Origin of the sequence: Novosphingobium profundi, from assembly GCF_018491765.1 — a bacterium.
Lineage (GTDB): Bacteria > Pseudomonadota > Alphaproteobacteria > Sphingomonadales > Sphingomonadaceae > Novosphingobium > Novosphingobium profundi.
Genome location: NZ_JABWCU010000002.1, coordinates 150,558 through 168,954 on the forward strand (window position 1 = coordinate 150,558; position 18,397 = coordinate 168,954).

At 64.6% G+C, this 18,397-nt stretch carries 18 protein-coding genes and 1 other annotated feature; of the genes, 9 read left to right on the forward strand and 9 right to left on the reverse strand.

Annotation, left to right across the window (positions count from 1 at the left end; translation table 11 throughout):
* The first annotated feature begins 299 nt into the window (after positions 1-299).
* The 4 genes from HT136_RS02450 to HT136_RS02465 all read left to right on the forward strand — a co-directional run bounded on the left by HT136_RS02450 (position 300) and on the right by HT136_RS02465 (position 4,506).
* Positions 300-1,577 carry a glycosyltransferase family 4 protein gene (locus HT136_RS02450; RefSeq protein WP_214197423.1) on the forward strand — a complete coding sequence of 426 codons (1,278 nt, stop codon included), beginning with the start codon at positions 300-302 and terminating at the stop codon, positions 1,575-1,577.
* A gap of 88 nt (positions 1,578-1,665) precedes the next feature.
* Positions 1,666-2,604, forward strand: coding sequence for a methionyl-tRNA formyltransferase (locus HT136_RS02455; protein ID WP_343222084.1), 939 nt, complete (start codon positions 1,666-1,668; stop codon positions 2,602-2,604).
* A gap of 2 nt (positions 2,605-2,606) precedes the next feature.
* A complete protein-coding gene (locus HT136_RS02460) occupies positions 2,607-3,284 on the forward strand; it encodes a PIG-L deacetylase family protein (protein WP_425516873.1) in 678 nt (225 codons plus the stop codon).
* 433 nt (positions 3,285-3,717) lie between these two features.
* Complete coding sequence (locus HT136_RS02465) at positions 3,718-4,506, forward strand: LuxR C-terminal-related transcriptional regulator (RefSeq protein ID WP_214197429.1); 789 nt, start codon at positions 3,718-3,720, stop codon at positions 4,504-4,506.
* A gap of 284 nt (positions 4,507-4,790) precedes the next feature.
* Here the strand turns inward: HT136_RS02465 and HT136_RS02470 are convergent, their stop codons facing one another.
* On the reverse strand, positions 4,791-5,324 hold the full coding sequence (locus tag HT136_RS02470; protein ID WP_214197430.1) for a YceD family protein: 534 nt from the start codon (positions 5,322-5,324) through the stop codon (positions 4,791-4,793).
* Positions 5,321-5,878 (reverse strand): ubiquinol-cytochrome C chaperone family protein, encoded by a 558-nt coding sequence (locus HT136_RS02475; RefSeq protein ID WP_343222085.1) that lies wholly within the window; start codon positions 5,876-5,878, stop codon positions 5,321-5,323. Before HT136_RS02475 ends, HT136_RS02470 begins: the two co-directional genes overlap by 4 nt.
* A 194-nt stretch (positions 5,879-6,072) precedes the next feature.
* Between HT136_RS02475 and HT136_RS02480 the strand changes: the two genes are divergently transcribed.
* From HT136_RS02480 to HT136_RS02500, 5 genes are all read left to right on the forward strand, one after another.
* The gene (locus HT136_RS02480; protein WP_214197434.1) at positions 6,073-6,567 is read left to right on the forward strand and encodes an outer membrane protein assembly factor BamE; all 495 of its coding nucleotides are present in this window, start codon (positions 6,073-6,075) and stop codon (positions 6,565-6,567) included.
* A gap of 135 nt (positions 6,568-6,702) precedes the next feature.
* Positions 6,703-7,275, forward strand: a complete 573-nt coding sequence (gene hslV, locus HT136_RS02485) for an ATP-dependent protease subunit HslV (RefSeq protein WP_246543285.1) — start codon at positions 6,703-6,705, stop codon at positions 7,273-7,275.
* Between the two features lie 14 nt (positions 7,276-7,289).
* Positions 7,290-8,591 carry an ATP-dependent protease ATPase subunit HslU gene (gene hslU, locus HT136_RS02490; RefSeq protein WP_214197436.1) on the forward strand — a complete coding sequence of 434 codons (1,302 nt, stop codon included), beginning with the start codon at positions 7,290-7,292 and terminating at the stop codon, positions 8,589-8,591.
* On the forward strand, positions 8,588-9,022 hold the full coding sequence (locus HT136_RS02495; RefSeq protein WP_343222086.1) for an ACT domain-containing protein: 435 nt from the start codon (positions 8,588-8,590) through the stop codon (positions 9,020-9,022). Before hslU ends, HT136_RS02495 begins: the two co-directional genes overlap by 4 nt.
* A gap of 102 nt (positions 9,023-9,124) precedes the next feature.
* On the forward strand, positions 9,125-9,331 hold the full coding sequence (locus tag HT136_RS02500) for a DUF1737 domain-containing protein (RefSeq protein ID WP_214197438.1): 207 nt from the start codon (positions 9,125-9,127) through the stop codon (positions 9,329-9,331).
* 36 nt (positions 9,332-9,367) lie between these two features.
* Here HT136_RS02500 and HT136_RS02505 read toward each other — a convergent pair whose 3' ends face one another.
* From HT136_RS02505 to HT136_RS02535, 7 genes are all read right to left on the reverse strand, one after another.
* Complete coding sequence (locus HT136_RS02505) at positions 9,368-9,565, reverse strand: hypothetical protein (protein ID WP_214197440.1); 198 nt, start codon at positions 9,563-9,565, stop codon at positions 9,368-9,370.
* 92 nt (positions 9,566-9,657) lie between these two features.
* Positions 9,658-11,142: a SulP family inorganic anion transporter gene (locus HT136_RS02510; protein WP_214197442.1), complete on the reverse strand. Its 1,485-nt coding sequence runs from the start codon at positions 11,140-11,142 to the stop codon at positions 9,658-9,660.
* 77 nt (positions 11,143-11,219) lie between these two features.
* Positions 11,220-11,275, reverse strand: a sequence feature (sul1 is cis-regulatory element that is thought to sense ions involved in sulfur or methionine metabolism; They are found in Alphaproteobacteria).
* A 100-nt stretch (positions 11,276-11,375) separates the two neighbouring features.
* Positions 11,376-13,202 carry an ABCB family ABC transporter ATP-binding protein/permease gene (locus HT136_RS02515; RefSeq protein WP_214197444.1) on the reverse strand — a complete coding sequence of 609 codons (1,827 nt, stop codon included), beginning with the start codon at positions 13,200-13,202 and terminating at the stop codon, positions 11,376-11,378.
* A 70-nt stretch (positions 13,203-13,272) separates the two neighbouring features.
* Positions 13,273-14,181, reverse strand: coding sequence for an aspartyl protease family protein (locus HT136_RS02520; RefSeq protein ID WP_214197446.1), 909 nt, complete (start codon positions 14,179-14,181; stop codon positions 13,273-13,275).
* A gap of 100 nt (positions 14,182-14,281) precedes the next feature.
* The gene (locus tag HT136_RS02525; protein WP_214197447.1) at positions 14,282-15,451 is read right to left on the reverse strand and encodes a hypothetical protein; all 1,170 of its coding nucleotides are present in this window, start codon (positions 15,449-15,451) and stop codon (positions 14,282-14,284) included.
* The gene (locus HT136_RS02530; protein WP_246543286.1) at positions 15,451-16,992 is read right to left on the reverse strand and encodes an oligosaccharide flippase family protein; all 1,542 of its coding nucleotides are present in this window, start codon (positions 16,990-16,992) and stop codon (positions 15,451-15,453) included. Before HT136_RS02530 ends, HT136_RS02525 begins: the two co-directional genes overlap by 1 nt.
* Positions 16,993-17,000: 8 nt before the next feature.
* Positions 17,001-17,993, reverse strand: a complete 993-nt coding sequence (locus tag HT136_RS02535; protein ID WP_214197450.1) for a glycosyltransferase — start codon at positions 17,991-17,993, stop codon at positions 17,001-17,003.
* Between the last annotated feature and the right edge of the window lie 404 nt (positions 17,994-18,397).

Genomic DNA, 18,397 nt, shown 5'->3' on the forward strand with positions numbered 1-18,397 from the left:
ATTCGAAAGGTGGTCTGCAATTCTCAAGTTTACCTATGTAAACCTATCTAAATTTCCTGACGCTATCGAATGGGTGATCAACCTATTGCGTTCTTGATGTTTGGAGGCTCCGGATCATTATTGTCTGTGAATTGAGGGTGTGACCGGTGGGAGGGCCTGTTCGGGCGAGATGTATTCTCTTTCGAATGGTGTCTCCCTGCTGCGGCCTTGATCTGTGGCGGATCCAAGATCGCGATGTTTCGTGCAATGCGAGTCCAATGGGTCCCCGTCGTTTTGCAATCAGGGGGCAGAACCGCGTCATGAAAATTCTTGTCCTTTCCAGTCTGGCCTATTCGCTGACGAATTTTCGCGGATCCTTGTTGCGCGAGCTCGTGGCGAACGGGCACCAGGTCGTGGCCGTCGCGCCGGACCGGAACGAGGACGTGGTGCGTGAACTGGATGCCTCGGGGATCGGCTTTCGCGAGGTCGGCATGCAGCGCACGGGCACCAGCGTGCTAAGCGACCTGAAGCTTCTTCATGACTACGTTCGGTTGATGCTGCGCGAGCGGCCCGACCTGGTGCTGGCCTATACGCAGAAGCCGATTATCTACGGGGGTATCGCGGCGCGCCTGTTGTGCGTGCCGCGCTTCTATGCGCTCATGTCGGGCCTGGGCCATGTCTTCAGCGATGCCAGCCGAAAGCGCGCCGTTCTGCGCAAGGTCGTGAGCTTGCTCTATCGCGAGGCGGTGCGCCGTGCCCGGGCCGTGTTCGTGTTCAATAGCGATGACCGCAAGGAGATGATCCGCCTCGGGATCGTGTCGGAGACGGCCAACGTCGTTCAGGTCCCGGGTTCGGGCATCGATCTGGAGCGTTTCGCGCAGGCCCCCTTGCCGCGCCAGAAGCTGCGCTTCCTGCTGGTCGGGCGTCTCATGCGCGATAAGGGGATTTACGAGTTTCTCGAGGCCGCGGCGCGGATCAAGGCCGACCACGACGAATGCGAGTTCCGGGTGCTCGGCCACTACGAGCTCAGCAATCCGACCGGAATCGATGCGGCGCAATGCGCGCGTCTGGCCAGCCAGTATCCGGTCACTTTCATCCCAGGTTGTTCGGATGTCCGCCCCTACCTGGAGGCGTGTTCGGTCTTCGTGCTGCCTTCCTATTACCGGGAAGGGCTACCGCGAACGATCCTGGAGGCGATGGCTGTCGGACGCGCGGTCATAACCACCGACATGCCGGGATGCCGGGAGCCGATCTTCGAAGGTGAGAACGGTTATCTCGTCGAGGCGCGCAACGTCGAGGCCTTGTGCGCGGCGATGCTGCGTTTCGTCGAGGCGCCCGAGCGTATCGCGGTCATGGGCGGCCGCTCGCGCGAGATCGCCGAGAAGATCTACGATGTACGCAAGGTCAACCGTCAGTTGCTGGACGAAATGGACCTTTTGCAGGCCCCCTGGGGGCAGGTGGACGACGTGGTGAACGCGCGAACGCAAGCGGTCGCCTCCCTGCCGGCCATGCAGCCGGTGCTCGAGGCGAGCGCACAGGTAACGGAGATATCCGTTGAGGATGCTCGGCAGGACCGGGCTTGTTCCTATGCCCGGTGAAGACTTGCTGAGGCAGCGGTTGGACCGGCCCGGCTCGAGCCGGTTCGCGGCACGGGCAGACTTAGCTATCTCCCCGCTGGCGGCAGAGGTGAAGAGCACCGCGCAGGCAGGCTCTGTCAGGGCCGTCGTCGTTGGCGCTGTCGGTAGCACGCAGGTTCTGCTCGAGGAACTGCGCGAGGCCCCGGGATGGGAGGTGCCGCTGGTCCTGACCTTGCCTCCTGAATTGCACACGCGCCATTCGGATATCGTGGACCTTGCACCACTGGCGCAGGCCCTGGGGGCAGGCATTGGCCACGCCGCGAAGAGCAATGGCGAGGACGTCCTGGCGATGGTCCGCGCCGCGGCGCCCGACTATGTCTTCGTCGTCGGCTGGTCGCAGATCGTGCAGGAGGAATTCCTGGCGATCGCGACCTCGGGGACCATCGGATACCATCCCGCTCCCTTGCCGCGCCTGCGAGGTCGTGCCGCCATTCCCTGGACAATCCTGCTTGATGAGCCGATTTCCGCGTCTAGCCTCTTCTGGATCGGGCCGGGGGCGGACACGGGGGATATCCTGGCGCAGAGGTTCTTCCATGTCGCGCCCGATGAAACGGCGCAGGGCCTCTACGACAGGCACATGAACGCGCTGCGGGGCCTGCTGCGCACAAACCTGCCGCTTTTGGCCGAAGGCCGCGCGCCGCGAGAAAAGCAGGATGAACGCTTCGCGACGTGGGCGGCCCGTCGCACGCCCGCGGACGGTCGGATCGACTGGCGGGCCGATGCCGCGCAGATCGACCGGCTCGTGCGCGCGGTCGGGCGGCCCTATCCCGGCGCCTTTTCGATGTGCGGCGCAAGTCGTCTGACAGTCTGGGCGACGCGGCCTTGCGGCGATGGGTGGCACCATCACGCCCTGCCCGGTCAGGTCCTTGGCTTCGAGGGCGGGACAATGCGGGTCATGACCGGCTCGGGACCGATCGACGTCGTCGAATGGGAGAGTGCCGACGGAGCGGCGCCCAGAATCCACGCCATATTGGGGGCGAGGTCATGACGTTGAGCCATTTCGGGCGGGTGCTGGTGGTTGCGCCCCATCCCGATGACGAGATTCTGGGGTGCGGAGGGACGATCGCGCGTCTGGCCGAGGAGGGGCACGAGGTGGACGTTTGTCTCGTGACACGCGGTCACCCTCCGGATTTCGCGGAGGACGCGGTGCTGCGGGTCATCGCGGAAATGGAGCGCGCCCATGCGCATATCGGCGTGACGCGTACGCACCGTCTCGATCTTCCAGCTGCCCGTTTGGATACGGTGCCTGCCTGGCGGATCAACCAGGCCATTGGCGAAGTCGTCGAGGCGCTCGCGCCGGATACACTTTTCCTGCCGTTCGTCGGCGACATTCACCTCGATCACCAGCTCGCGTTCCTGGGGGCGATGGTGGCCGCACGCCCGCGCCGAGAGCACGTGCCGGTACGAATATTGTGCTACGAGACTTTGTCCGAGACCAACTGGCTGGCGCCGCCCATCACGCCTGCGTTCGTTCCCAACTGTTTCATCGATATCGCCGGCACGCTCGCGCGCAAGCTCGAGGCTTTCGCGATGTTCGAGAGCCAGGTGAAGGAGTTTCCCGATGAGCGCTCGCTCAAGGTCATCGAAAGTCTGGCGGTGGTGCGGGGGGCGAACGTCTTTGCGAAGGCAGCCGAAGCCTTTGTCATCGTGCGCCAGATCGAATGCTAGTTCTCGGCATTGGCTGCGGAGCAAGGGTCTTCGCTGCGATGTCGACGGAGAAGATCGCTTTCGCAATCGTTTGCATCGTCCGCGCGCGAGCGAACCGGATGTGCGGTTCGATGTCATGGTTTTTCTTGGATAAATTTAGGAACTTCGCAAAATTTATACATTCTAGTTTAGTTATATAATAGCATCGACTCTGTGTGTATATTGTGTTCTATTGCTGGCCGCGATATTTCAGATTCGATTGTAATGATGCATACAAAGATAAATATTAAACATTATTGTAATTTGACCTGGGTGAGCCACGCTCCTAATTCTTGAGTGATTGGATATATCTACCTCCAAGGAGGTGGGTATTTAAACACGTGTGCGTGTTTTCCATAATATCGCATATTATGCGCATTTCTCAATATGCGCGCGTGAAGATGGCTATGAGGCATTGTCTGCCTTTTGGGTCGCCCGTAATTTTATCATTTGGGGGAGAAGAAAGATGTCGTCTCTATACCCAGTTGTGGGCGTTTCAATCATTGGTTTTACATCGATCATCAGGGAGGGGATCGGCAAGATCCTCGAGGGAAGCGAATTTTCCTGTTCGCATTTCTTCGCTTCTTGCGCGGATGCGCTTGATGACGAGCACGTCGCGGATTTCGATTTGGCGATTCTCGACCTGGCAGCGCTTGATGGCGATATAGACAGTCTGCAGCCGCTCAAGGAGTGCTTCCCGGACTTGCGTATTGCCGCGTTCGTGGACAATTTCGACTTCGGCCAGATGGTCGAGGCCTTCAATCGGGGAGTGGACGCCTACCTGCTCAAGGAGATCGCTTCGGACCCTCTGCTGGGGTCGCTGCGACTTGTGCATCAGGGTGAGAAGGTCATGCCCAGCGCCCTCCTGGAGCACCTTGCGCACAGGCGTCCGCCGATCGAGGGGGAAGCCGAGGTCAAGGTCGAGCTGGGTGAACTTCTTTCCGAGCGCGAGATCGACACACTTCATTGCCTCGTGATGGGCTATCCGAACAAGGTGATCGCCTACCGTCTCGATATCAGTGAGGCGACCGTCAAGGTCCATGTCAAGGCGATCCTGCGCAAGCTCATGGTCCAGAACCGCACGCAGGCCGCGATCTGGGCGGTCAACCAGGGGCTGGTCCTGCCCAGCACCCGTTTCACGGATGCGGGCGACATCTTTGCGCCGAAGGAGGCGGACGCGCCGATGGTTGCCATGGCGAACTAGGCAGAGAGCGATCCGAAGGATATTTCCAACCGCTGGATGGTCGCCTTGCCCTTCAGGGCCTTGAAAGTAGGCGCTGAGCGTTCACCCGGAGCCGTGCCGATGCTTCCCTGCACAAGCATCAGAGGGGCCTCGAGGCTGGACGGCTGGTAGCGCTGCTGGACGTACCATTGCCCTTCCGATCGCCCCGCGCGATCGAGAAGCCATCGGTCGGGTCGCGCGTGCGGCCCGATCGCGTTTCGGGCTCTCGTATCGCAGATCGTTCGCGGTGCAGCGCGCCGGCAGGATCAATCCTTCTTGGTCGTCAGGCCCTTGAGCGCGGCAAACGGGCCCAGGTCCTCGGGCTTGCTCAATCCGGCTTCGGCACGTGCGGCCTCGGCGTCTGGCACCGTGAGGTAGGGGTCGATGCAAAGCGCGAGCGACTGGGCGACCGCTTCGCCAAGGTCCACGTGGGTGCCGGTGTATTCGATCTCGTCGAGATCGTCGCTGTCGAGCTCGATCTCGGTGTCGGGCGCATAGTCGGTGAGTTCGGGCACAAAGCGCAAGTCGATCGGCTCGCCCGACACGGAGACGGGAAGTTCCTCGGCCGAGATTGCGCACGTCTGCACCCAACTCGCCTCGAGCGTGCCCGTGACCGAGACCGTGCGGTCCTTGCGGCTTAGCTCCAGGTGCGCGACGAGGCGGTCGAGCCGGACGAGCGTGAAGCGACGCGCAAGAGCTTCGCGCTCCTGGGCGTTGGCCTCGAGAGTGGGGGTGAGACCCTCGACCTGGCGCACGTCGACGGGGCGGGAGAATTCAGGAGCCGGGTTGGGCGTGGTCATCGCGCGATCCTTGCAGCAAGAAGGTCTTCATCGGAAAGGGACTGGAGCTGCGCGTGGAGGCCACGCACGGCCGCGGCAAGAGGCTCGACGGGCGCATCCGGGACACGCGTGACGTTGCGTTCGAGCACGGCCCCGAGCATCTCCTGTTCCTCGGCCGGCGCAGGGTCGCCGAGCGCGGTGCGCAGCGCGCCAATCCGGCCGCCGAGCACGCTGACGAGCTTGCCCATGCGCTTGCCCACCACCAGGTCGCCTACGCCCGACTGGCGCAGCTGGCCGTCCATGTCCTCGACGAAAAGCTCGGTGAGCCGCGCCGATGCGGCTACCAGCGGTCTTTTGGTGTTGCTCCCCTCGGCCCCGTTACCGCGCTCCATGCGCAGCATGACGAGCGCCATGACGAGCGTTACGGCATCGAAGCGGCCCGAAACCGTGTCGGCGATCCCGCCCGCCGCGTACCACTGTTCTTCGCGGGCGATGGCGACGATGCGATGCCAGAGCGGGCGCACGCTCTCGCGCGAAGCGGATGCGGACGTGAAAAGGCGGGAAATCAAGGACACGTGGGCTGGCACTCCTTTTCCGTTCATCGGCAATTCAAACGCCGCGCGCCAACGCGGACAAATCGCCGCGAAGTCTGCGTACAGCCATTGCACGCTTGGCTTCGGGGCCTTAAGGCCTGATGCCGATATATGGGCGGCGGGCCTGCTGGCAAGGATCAGTCACGGCCGTGTCCCCGAGGTTTTGGAGTGTTTTGATGGGTAACCGTGGTTTGAAGCTCAGGTCGGCAGGAGTGATTCTGGCGCTCAGCGCGCTGGTCGCCGGCTGCTCTTCGATCAAGGACCATCGCGGGTATATCGTCGATCAGACCTTGGTCGACACGGTTCAGCCCGGCGTCGACAACCGGGAATCGGTTGAAAAGACGCTCGGTCGCCCGACTTTCGAGAGCCAGTTCGGCAACAAGGACTGGTACTACGTCTCGCAGACCGTCAAGACCCCCGCCTTCCGCAAGCCGCGCACCGACCAGCAGGTCGTGCTGCGCGTCCAGTTCGACGACAAGGGCAACGTGCTTGATGTCCAGCGCCGCGGCATGGAGCAAGTCGCGCGGGTCGGACCCAACGGCGACGAGACGCCCACGCTTGGCCGTCACCGCAGCCTGCTCGAAGATCTGTTCGGCAACATCGGTTCGGTGGGTGCGGGCGGCATGGGCGGCTCGGCGCAGACCAGCGGGCCGGGACCGAACGGCAGCTGATCGTTCAGCGCAAGCGTCCAGAACACCTGCAAAAGGCCCGCGCGAACCCGTTTCGCGCGGGCCTTTTGCATCGGGCGGAGCGATCGCGTCTGCCCATGCCTTGAACCCGGGGAGCGCGGGCATATATCCTCGCCCATGAATAACGATGCAGCGAGCCACGGCCTGGTACAGTGGCATGGGACGACCATCATCGGCGTGCGCAAGGGCGGCCGCACGGTGATCGCCGGTGACGGACAAGTCTCGATGGGCAACACCGTCATGAAGCCCAATGCGCGCAAGGTGCGGCGCCTGGGCGAGGGCGGTAATGTCATTGCCGGCTTCGCGGGCGCGACGGCTGACGCCTTCACCCTGTTCGAGCGCCTCGAGCGCAAGCTCGAACAGCACCGCGGGCAGCTGATGCGCGCGGCGGTCGAACTCGCCAAGGACTGGCGCACCGACAAGTATTTGCGCAATCTCGAGGCGCTGATGATCGTGGCCGACAAGGACGTTCTGCTGATCCTGACCGGCAATGGCGACGTGCTCGAGCCCGAGGCGGTCACCGACACGCAGATCGCGGCGATCGGGTCGGGCGGCAACTACGCGTTGGCGGCGGCCCGCGCGATCGACGCCTACGAAGGCGATGCCGAGCAGATCGCGCGCAAGGCCATGCAGGTCGCCGCCGACATCTGCGTTTTCACGAACGACCGCGTGACGGTCGAGACCATCTGAGTTTGCACCCCATCATGAACGACAATCTTACCCCCAAGGCGATCGTCGCCGCGCTCGACGAGCACATCGTGGGCCAGACCGAAGCCAAGAAGGCCGTCGCGGTCGCGCTGCGCAACCGCTGGCGCCGCCAGCGCCTGTCCGACGATCTGCGCGACGAGGTCACCCCCAAGAACATCCTGATGATCGGGCCCACGGGCTGCGGCAAGACCGAGATCAGCCGGCGCCTCGCCAAGCTGGCCGATGCGCCTTTCGTGAAGGTGGAAGCGACCAAGTTCACCGAAGTCGGCTACGTCGGGCGCGACGTCGAGCAGATCGCGCGTGATCTGGTCGAGGAAGCGATCCGCCTCGAGAAGGAGCGTCGCCGCGAATCCGTGCGCGAGGCCGCGAGCAAGGCGGCGATGGATCGCCTGCTCAACGCGCTCGTGGGCGAGGGCGCCTCGGAGGCGACCCGTGCCGCCTTCCACCAGCGCATCACCGAGAATGCGATGAACGAGACCGAAGTCGAGATCGAGGTCGAGGACGCGCCCAACGCGCCCATGGAGATCCCCGGCATGGGCGGTTCGGTCGGCATGATCAACTTGTCCGATATCATGGGCAAGGCCTTCGGCGGCCACAAGACGGTGCGCCGCAAGATGAAGGTGCCCGACGCCTGGGACAAGCTGGTCGACGAGGAATCGGAGAAGCGGCTCGACCAGGACGACGTCCAGCGCGTCGCGATCTCCGATGCCGAGCGCAACGGCATCGTCTTCCTCGACGAGATCGACAAGATCGCGGTCTCCGACGTGCGCGGTGGCTCGGTCAGCCGCGAGGGTGTGCAGCGCGACCTTCTGCCGCTGATCGAGGGCACGACCGTCTCGACCAAGTATGGCCCGATGAAGACCGACCACGTGCTGTTCGTCGCCTCGGGCGCATTCCACGTCTCCAAGCCTTCGGACATGTTGCCCGAACTGCAGGGGCGCCTGCCGATCCGGGTCGAGCTCAAGGCGCTGACCGAGGCCGATTTCGTGCGCATTCTTTCCGAGACGCGCGCCAACCTGGTTGCCCAGTACAAGGCCCTGCTGGGTACTGAAAAGCTGACCGTGGAGATGACCGAAGGGGCCATCCGCGAGGTGGCTCGCATCGCCGCGCTGGTCAACGAGAGCGTCGAGAACATCGGCGCCCGCCGCCTGCAGACGGTGATGGAGAAGCTCTTCGAGGAATTGAGCTTCGAGGCCGAGGATCGCGTCGGTGAAAGCGTGACGATCGACGAGGCCTACGTGCGCGAGAAGCTCGAGGGCCTCGCCGGCAACGCTGACCTTTCGAAGTACATCCTGTGAACGCGCTCGAGCCGGGGGATCGGCCGCAACCGTTGCGCGAGGCGCGCGCGATGGTTGCGGGCATGAACCCCCGGCTCGACCCGCGCCACTACGTCTTCTGCACGGGCGCTGCCCACCACCCCGAGGCTCTCGCGACGTTTCGGGAGGACGAGGGGCTTTCGCAGATTCTGCCCCTGGAGGCGGCGCGGGCGGCGCAGTTCCCGGTCGACCTGGTCATGCGCCGGATCGTGCTCGAGGTCTTCTCGGCGCTCGACGGCTTCGGCCTCACCGCCGCCGTCGCAGGCGCGCTCGCCGAGGCCGGCATTGCCTGCAACATGGTTGCGGCTTTTCATCACGACCATGTTTTCGTCCCCGCCGATGAGGCGGGCCGCGCCATGGCGGTCCTCTCGGCGCTGCAGGGCGCAGCGGCAAGCCAGGATGGCAAAGGGTAGCCAGTAAAGTCGAGCAACCAGGACTTGCCTGTCGCCCTGTAACGGCTAGGCATCGGCGCCTGATAAACCGCAAGATGCGAAACGGGAAAGGAAGCCTTCGCGATGTCCGAGTATGAAACCCCCGAGGATCGGCCGATCTATCGCCTGCTGACCGGCAAGGACGACCGTGCCTTTTGCGAACGGGTGTCCGAAGCGCTCGAGCAAGGTTGGCGGCTCTATGGTTCGCCCTCGCTTAGCTGGGATACGGCCGAAAATTGCATGAAGGCGGCGCAGGCCGTGGTCTGGCACGAGGCCGACGTCCTGAAGTGAAGTCCTGACCCCATCGGGCTTTTAACCCGGGGACGCTCAGTCGCGTACGTTGATCGTCCAGTGGGCGATGTGGCTGGAGACGGTCCGGATGTCCTGTTTTTCGACCTTCTCGGCGGCGTCGGCGGGGATCGTCATCAGCACGGCGGCGGCGGGAGCCAGCGCGGCGATGACGAGGAGCGCCGAGGGCCAGTCGGGCAAGTAGCGAAACGAGGACTTAGCGGACGGGGACTTCACGAGCTCGGCTCCAGGGGATTTCGAAGGGTCAGTTCGATGTTAACCCTCGAAATCCCGTCTGGTTCCTATGAAAAATAGGCAAGCGCCGGTGATCAGTGCGGAACGGTGCCCAGTTCGAAGCCGGTCTTGTCGTGCGCGGCGAACTTGTCGACGATGTCCGCGCTTGCCGTGTTGTAGCCCACGACGCGCACGTCGGCGCCACCCCGGGCGAGTTCGGCTACGACCTTGTCGAGCGCCTCGACCGAGGAAATATCCCATAGATGCGCGCCGCTCATGTCGATGACGACCTTGGGGCAGGTTTCGGCGGCGGCGTCCATCTTCTCGATGAAGCGGTGGACCGAGGCGAAGAAGATCTGCCCGGTGACGCGGTAGGTCGCGGTTTCGCCGTCGACCACGCGTTCGAGCGCGAAGAAGCGCTGAACCTTCTGCGCGAAGAACACGCCGGAAAGCAGCACACCCACGATCACGCCCTTCGACAGGTCGCTGGTGGCGACCACGGTAACGACCGTGGCGAGCATCACCACCGAGCTCTGCCAGGGGTGGCGGCGCAAGTTGGGGATCGAGTTCCACGAGAAGGTGCCGATCGAGACCATGATCATGACCGCGACGAGGCTGGGCATCGGCACCTGGCCGACCCAGGGGCCGAGTGCGGCCAGCAGGATGAAAAGGAACACGCCCGCAACCAGGGTCGAGAGCCGGCCCCGCCCGCCCGAGGTGACGTTGATCACCGACTGGCCGATCATCGCGCAGCCGCCCATGCCGCCGAACAGCGCGGCAACGATGTTGGCGATGCCCTGGCCACGGCATTCGACGCGCTTGTAGGAATCGGTGCCGGTCATGTCGTCGACGATCTGCGCGGTAAGCAGCGTCTCGAGGAGGCCCACGGCCGCCATCGCGAGCGCGGTGGGGGTGATGATGCGCAGCGTCTCGAACGTCAGCGGGACATTCGGAAGGCCGAAGCCCGGCAGGCCTTCGGGCAACTTACCCATCTGCCCGACGGTGTTGACCGGCACGTGCCAATAGATCGAGATCGCGGTCAGAACGCCGATTGCGACGAGCGGTGAGGGGACGAGCGTCGTCACACGCGGCAGCAGGTAGATGATCGCAAGGCCGCCCGCGATCATCGCGTAAGTCTGCCAGGTGACGTCGGTGAGCTGCGGCAACTGCGCCATGAAGATCAGGATCGCGAGCGCGTTGACGAAGCCGGTGATGACCGAGCGCGAGACGAACTGCATCGCAAGATTGAGGCGCAGGATGCCGGCGATGATCTGGAACAGGCCCATCAGGATCGTCGCGGCGAAGAGGTAGTCGACGCCGTGTTCGCGTACGAGCGGGCCAACGAGGACGGCGACGGACGCCGTCGCGGCCGAAACCATGGCGGGGCGTCCACCGGTAAAGGAGATTACGATCGCGATCGCGACCGAGGCCCAGAGGCCGACCGCGGGATCGACGCCCGCGATGATCGAGAAGCCGATGGCCTCGGGGATCAGGGCGAGGCCGACGACGAGGCCGGAGAGGACATCGGCACGGATGTTCGTCCGCCATCCCTGGCGATAGTGGGCGAGAAAGCTGGTCATTTCGAAATTTTCCGCATCAGGCACATGGGAGCGCCGGGTTGTTGAAATCCGGCGGTTCGGTGATGGCATGTGTGTGATGTTGCCCGGCGGATCGGCGGCCGGGATAGCCACCCGGAATTGCACCGGGTCCTTGCGAATGCGCGGCCTTTTGCCGGTAAGCGGGCCGGATGGCAACCCCTGGCGCCTCTTGCGGGTGGAGCGAGGGAAAGCGCCACACCCACCAGAGGCGCGTATCAGGCGAGTTCGGGCGTCTCGTTCAGGTCGGTCGCCTCGATCGCCTGGCGGGCCCACATCTCGGCGTAGAGCCCGCCAAGCGCCAGCAGTTCGGAATGGCTTGCGGTTTCGACGAGGCGCCCTTCGCTGAGAACCAGGATGCGGTCCGAAGAGGCAATCGTCGACAGCCGATGGGCGATCGAGAGCGTGGTGCGGTTCCTCGAGACGCGGTCGAGTGTGGCCAGGATGTCCTTTTCCGTGCGCGTGTCGAGCGCGCTTGTGGCTTCGTCGAGCATGAGGATCGGCGGGTTCTTGACCAGTGTGCGCGCGATCGCCACGCGTTGCTTCTCGCCGCCCGAAAGCTTGAGTCCGCGCTCGCCCACTTCGGTGTCGAAGCCTTGCGGCAGGCGCTCGATCAACCCCATGAGAGCGGCACCGCGGGCGGCGGCTTCCACGTCCTGCGATCCGGCACCGTCGCGCCCGTAGGCGATGTTGTAGCCGATGGTGTCGTTGAACAGCACCGAATCCTGCGGGACGATGCCGATGGCGGCGCGCAGGGAAGCCTGCGTCACCTCGCGGATGTCCTGCCCGTCAATGAGGATGCGCCCTTGCGTCGGGTCGTAGAAGCGGAACAGCAGCCGCGCGATCGTCGACTTGCCCGCGCCCGAGGGGCCCACCAGCGCCACGTTGTGCCCGCCGGGTACGTGGAAGGAGAGGCCCTTGAGGATCGTGCGGCCCGGCTCGTAGCCGAAGACCACGTTCTCGAAAGTCACGCTCGGCTCGCGGATCGCCAGTGCGGGGGCGCCTGGGCGGTCGGGCACTTCGACTTCGGTGTCGAGCAGGCGGAACATCTCGGCCATGTCGATGAGGCCCTGGCGAATGGTGCGGTAGACCATGCCGAGCATGTCGAGCGGGCGGAACAGCTGGGTGAGATAGGTCTGCACGAACACCAGCTGGCCGGCGGTGTAGTCGCCCTTGTACCATCCCCAGACGGTCCAGGCGAGCGCCCCGGCCATCAGCAGGTTGGTTACCATGCCTTGCGCGATGTTGAGGAAGCCCAGCGAGTTCTCGCTCTTGACCGCGGCCTGCGCGTATTCGCGTGTTGCCGCCGCGTAGCGGGCTTCCTCGCGCTTTTCCGCGCCGAAGTACTTCACCGTCTCGTAGTTGAGCAGCGAATCGACCGCACGGTCGAGCGCTTGCCCGTCGAGGCGGTTCATCTTCTGGCGCAGCGCGGTGCGCCACTCGGTGATCGTTCGGGTGACCCAGATGTAGGCGACGATCGCAAGCGCCGTCGCACCGACGAGCCCGAGCCCGAAGTTGAAATAGAAGATCACCGCGACGATCGTGAGCTGGAGCACGGTGGGCGCGATGTTGAAGAGCATGAAGTAGAGCATCGTGTCGATGCTCTTGGTGCCGCGCTCGATGGTCTTGGTGATCTCGCCGGTGCGCCGCGAGAGGTGGAAACGCAGCGACAGGCGGTGGAGCTGGGCGAAGACGTTCTCGGCCAGCGCGCGCGTGGCGTCCTGCCCGACCCGCTCGAAGACGATGTTGCGCATGTTGTCGAAGACGGTCTGGAGCAGGCGTCCGGCGGCGTAGCCGAGCACCGTCCAGAGCACGAGCTGCACCATCTTGGGCCCGCTTGCCCCCATCGCGTCGACCGCCCAGCGCAGCAGGTAGGGCAGCAGAAGCTGGGTGGCCGTGGAGGCGAGGATGAACAGGCAGGCGATGACGATGCGCAGGCGCAGGCCAGGATTGTCGCGTGGCCACAAGTAGGGAAGGAAGCGCAGCAGCGTGCGCCATCCGTCGTGGCGGGCCTGGGGCATTTCAGTGGCGGTATCGGGAGGCATCGTTGCTATTTAGGGACCCGGTGCCGCGCTGCAAACGTTCGTTTTGGTTGCCGGCGGCATGTCGCGGCGATCATCCGGGCAAGTCGAAGAGGATCGTGTTGCGATGGAAGTCGATCGCGATGCGCTGGAAGACGCGCAGTTCGCGCATTCCCAGGAACATTGCGGGGCGTTTGTCGAGCCCCAGTTCACGAAAGGCAGGGCCGTCGGCAAAGGCGAGGAAGAGGTTCTCGACCTGGATCGCGCCGATCGTCAGCTTTTGCCCAAGGCTGTACTCGGCCTGGAGCTGATGCCCGGTCACGCTCTCGAGCTGCAATTGGCCGAGAACTTTCTCCTTCAGCGCGCGGCGCAGGGCGAGGTTGCCCACGCTCGTGCTCGAGCCGGTGTCGATCACCACGCGTACGGTAACTCTCCCGATCCGTGCGTGTGTCATGACGAGCCGCCCCGAGCGGCTGCGCGCACGCACCACGATCTCGTAGTCCTTGTCCGCGCGGGGGGCGATGCTTTCGCTGACGGTAATGCGGTTCGTCGTAAAGTCGAACAGCACGCGCCGGTCCTGAAGGCTGTCGGTGCCGATGATGCCGTCGGCGCCGATATGCGCATAGTCGAGCAAGGGCGTGGTAAGCCCGCCGAGCAGCAGCGAGCCGATGGCGAGGTTGTCGACTTCGGCGGTGGCCGCCAGCTGGGTTCCCGCCATGCCGGTTATGGTGATGGAGGGGCCGGCCGGCAGGCCGAGCTCACCGGCGAGGCGCTGTGAAAGCACGGTTGCCTGCGAGCCGGTGTCGAGCAGGAAGTGGTACGGGCCGCTGCCCTCGACGAGGACCGGGATCGTCATGCGCGCATCGCGATCGGCATCGCCCTGCAGGAGCTCGTAACTCTCGGGTGGGGCATTGGCCGGCGGCTCGCCTTGCCGGGCGTGGGCAGGCAGGGCGAGCCCGAGTGCCGCCGCGACCACGATGGAAAGTGGGCGGTTGGATAGCATGACATCCTCTCATGCGATCCGCCTTGTCGTGCCATCCCTAAGGGGGCGGGCGGTATCGCGAGGAGGACTATAGCACCAATTGGTGAACGAAGCTCTCCGATCAGGGGGGCGGGGCGATGTCGCGTCCGGTCATCCCGGCGTCCTCGAAAGCGCGGGCCAGCGCGGCGTCGCGGGTGAAGCGCGCCGGGTCGTGGTCGACGGCGTCCCAGCGTTGCTCCTTCCACCCCTTCGAGATTGCGCGCATGTGCCGAAAGGCGAATTCGCGCGAGATGTGCGCGTTGTGGCGCGAACCGAAGAGATTGTGGACCGACCACGAATGGCGCCGGGCGTGGGTCTTGGCCGGGACGAGGCACCATTTGGCAGGACACACCGTGGGATCGAGGCCATCGCGCCAGGAGAACTCGGCATGCCGCGCGCCCGAGGCGCAAAGCGCCAAGGGTGTCGTCGCGGAAATCCAGAAGCCCTCGAACTTCACGAAGCCGGAGCGGCTGGCTTCGGTCGCGGCGAAGATCGAGCGGCCACGATCGGACAGGACGAGTTCGTCGATGTCGAGGTTGAGAACGCTGCGTGCGCGGCGCAGAAACCGGAAGCGGGCGTGCTGGAGCATGCCGGTCTGGCAGAAATCGCTGTCCCAGGGCGCCTCCACACCGTTGACCGCGCCGGCGGGCCCGCCCGAGGGGCCATAGGGAAAGGGCCAGGAAACGACGACGATACGAATGTCCGGGAACCGTGCTCGCAGGCGTTCCTGGAGCGTGCGCCAGTGATAGGCACTCGAGGCGTTGTCGTAGAGCAGGACGGCCTCGGCGCCGTGGATGCGGGTATAGAAGCGGATCCAGTCCTCGATCCACTCCGGGTCGTTGTCCTTTGACAAGGTGGTGAGAACACGTCGACCGGCGAAAAGTTCGGCGCCATCGGGCTGGACTGCGATCTCGTGGCGGCCGAGCGCGCCGTCGAGCGTGAAGTGCGCGGCATCGCTGCGCAGCCAGATCTCGCCCCGCTTCTTCGTGCTCACGTGGCGGGCCTTGGGGAAGAGGCCCGCGAAAGCGCGATCGAAGGGCGAAGATTCGCGCAGCCGGTCGAGGAAGGAGAACAGTGGTGGCCCCTGGAACACGACCTGGCGATCGGCGCGGTAGACGTCGTAGAACAGCGTGTCCCAGTCGTACTGCGCGGCGTAGCGTGCGTTGCGCAGTTCCTCCGGGCGCGGACAGTCGCGGGCAAGGCCGCATTCGGCAGGGACACGGCAGGCGGAGAGGGCGATGTCTTGGGACATCACATCTTCTCCAGCAGCGCGCCGAGGCGCGTCTCGGGGGCGATGGCGCGCTGGAGAACGGGCAGGCGGATCCCTCGGGCCATGCCATAGAACTCGCCGAGCACCGGGTGGCGCACGAGAAGAAGCGCAAGCAGCCAGCACAGAACGCCCGTGAGCACGCAGGCGAGCAAGGGGCCGAAGGTGATCGTCTGCGGGCCGTGCCAGAAGAGATAGGCGAGCGTCAGCGGGGCAAGGGCCGCGAGCGTGCCGGCCAGGCTCTTGGCATAGAGCTTCAGCCAGTCCGACACTGCGAAGCCGACGAGCCGGTGCATGAAGCCGAAGTAGAGGGCAAGCCAGAGCACCCCGTAGACGAGCCGCGAGGCCGCCGCACCCTCGACGCCCCACAGGCAGCCGAGCGCAAGAAGGCCGATCGAGAGCGCGGTATCGATCACGTTGTAGGCGAGCAGGCGGTTCATCCGGCCCAGCAGGATCGGCACTTCGCTCACCATCGGCAAGGCGATATGCAGCGTCGCGTTGAAGGCGACGAGCGAGAGCAGGGGCGCGACACCAAGCCAGCTCTCGCCATAGAGCATGCGTACGATCGGCAAGGCGGCAAGGGAAAGCCCGGTCATGCCCGGCCAGACGATCGCCGAATAGCCGGCGCAGACGCGCAAGTACGCAGGACCGAGCGCCTCGCCCCGATCGCGGATGCGCGCGAAGGCCGGATAGAGCACCGATCCGATCGCGCCCGAGATCAGCATCTGGAACTGGTCGGAAAGGCTTACCGCGCGGCTGTAGAGACCGACCGCAGAGAGCGAGAGAAGCTTGCCCACCACCATGTCCGGCGAGCGCGTCCCCAGCGCTCCCGAAACGTAGAGCGCCGATGAGCGGGTCCCGAAGGCGAAGACCGCGCCGGAGCCGGTCAGGTGCAGGCGCCGGGGCAGGGCCGGTCGCAGGATCTGGGCGATCGTCCCGCGCGCCAGGCCCGAGGCGACCGTCGCCCAGGCCAGTGCGAACGAGGAATAACCCGCCGCGGCAAGGCCGAGCGCGACCCCTGCCTGCGCGCAGGCCCCGCCAACATTGACGGCGAAGTGCCCACGAAACTGCATGTCGCGCGCCATCAGCGCGAGGGGCACGATGGCCAGCGGCAGGAAGAAGTAGCTCGATCCGATGACCACCAGCAGCGGTGCGAGGTCGGGCATCGCGTAAAGGCGGGCCAGTGGCCAGGCCAGCGCCATGACCACACCGGCCACAAGCAGCGAAAACAGGAGGGCGATCGAACTGCAGCGTTCTATTTCGGCGTGCTCCAGTCGCGGTAAGCCGGAGATGTAGCGCGAGAGCCCGAAATCCTGGAGCACGGCAACCAGCAATGCGGCCGCCATCGCGATCGAGAACAGGCCCACTTCGGCGGGCGTCAAAAAGAAGCGCGAGATCAGCACCGAGCTCGCGAACTGGAGCGCGAAGGCGAGGTACTGGCTCGCCATCGCCCAGATGGCCGCTCCGCGCACACTCATCGCCGGCGTGGGGGAGGGCGCTTCGGTCATGTCGGGATTGTCGGACATCGGGCAATTCACCCCAGCGCCAGAAGCGCGGCGAGGTGGGCGGCCTTGCGCGGCATGCCAAAAGCGGCAAGCCGGGCCGCCGCGCGCCACAGCCCGGGGGTGCGGCCACCTTCGCGAACATATTGGCAGAGCAGGGCGAAGCCGTCCTCGGCCATCGCCTTGCGCGAATAGAGCAAGTTGGGGGCGACCTGGCGGCGAACCTCGCGCGCGGTGCCCTCGCGTCCGAACAGAGCGTCGAGCGTGTCCAGCGAGGGCAGTTGCGCAAGGGTGGCGGTCGGGTCGGGTCGTCCTGCCGATCGTTCCCGGTAGGCCGTCTTGGCGATGGCGGCGCCGATCTGCTGTTCCGTGATGTGGCGGCTCGAGACCTGCTCGTCATAGTGGCGATAGCGGACCAATCGCTCGGGTATGTTGCCAAGCCGGGTGACACTGGCGAGCCGCAGCCACAGGTCGTAGTCCTCGCAGTGGCGAAAGGCCGCGTGGTATCCCCCGACCGAGCGGACGACGTCGCGTCGCATCATGGCTGCCGGATGGCAGATGAGCGGTTGATCCTTCTCGATGGCTTCGAGGAAGGAGGCGTGGTCGACGGGATGGTCGCGGCCGTGCAGGCGGTACGGCTTGCCGGCTTCGTCGATGTCGAGAGTCCAGGTCCCGACCACACCATAGTCGGGATGGGCCTCGAGGAAGGTGTGCTGTGCGCCGAAGCGCTCGGGCAGGCAGACGTCGTCCGCGTCCATCCGCGCAAAGAGCGGGGCCTGCGCGCGCTCGAGCAATTCGTTGAGGCTGGCGATCAGGCCGCGGTTTTCGCGAATGACCGGGCGAATGCGCGCGTCGCGTCCGGCATAGGCGCAGATGATGTCTGCGGACCCGTCGGTCGATCCGTCATCGACGATGAGGAATTCGAAATCCGCGAAGCTTTGCCCGAGTACGCTATCAATGGCGTCGGCCAGGAAGCGCTCGGCATTGTAGACACTCATTGCAACGCTGATTGCCGGCACCGGCATGCGAACGCCTCTTTCGCTGGATAGCTTCGGGACGCTCCCGAATAGCCCTCGGGAATATCCATAAGAGGGGCGCGGTAAACATTCCATGAGGTAGATTGGCTAGGCGCAAGCACATTCCGGCGTGCTCGCTCGCCACGAATTCTGCAAACCGCGCAAATCTGCGGTTGGGCCCGACACCATGCCTTGAAAATGGCCGGCAGCGCCCCCATCTTCATCCATGAAAGGCGCGCAATTGCGTACTTTTTCAAAAAAATGCCGTTCAGATGAACTTTTTTTGAAAAAGGGGTTTGACCGAATCAGATCGGTCGCTTAGAGGGCCTCTCACCGCAGCGGAACACGCCGCCAACAACGGCTTCTACCGCGGTCGCCACGATAGTCGGACAGCTAGTCCCCCGGGTCTTAGG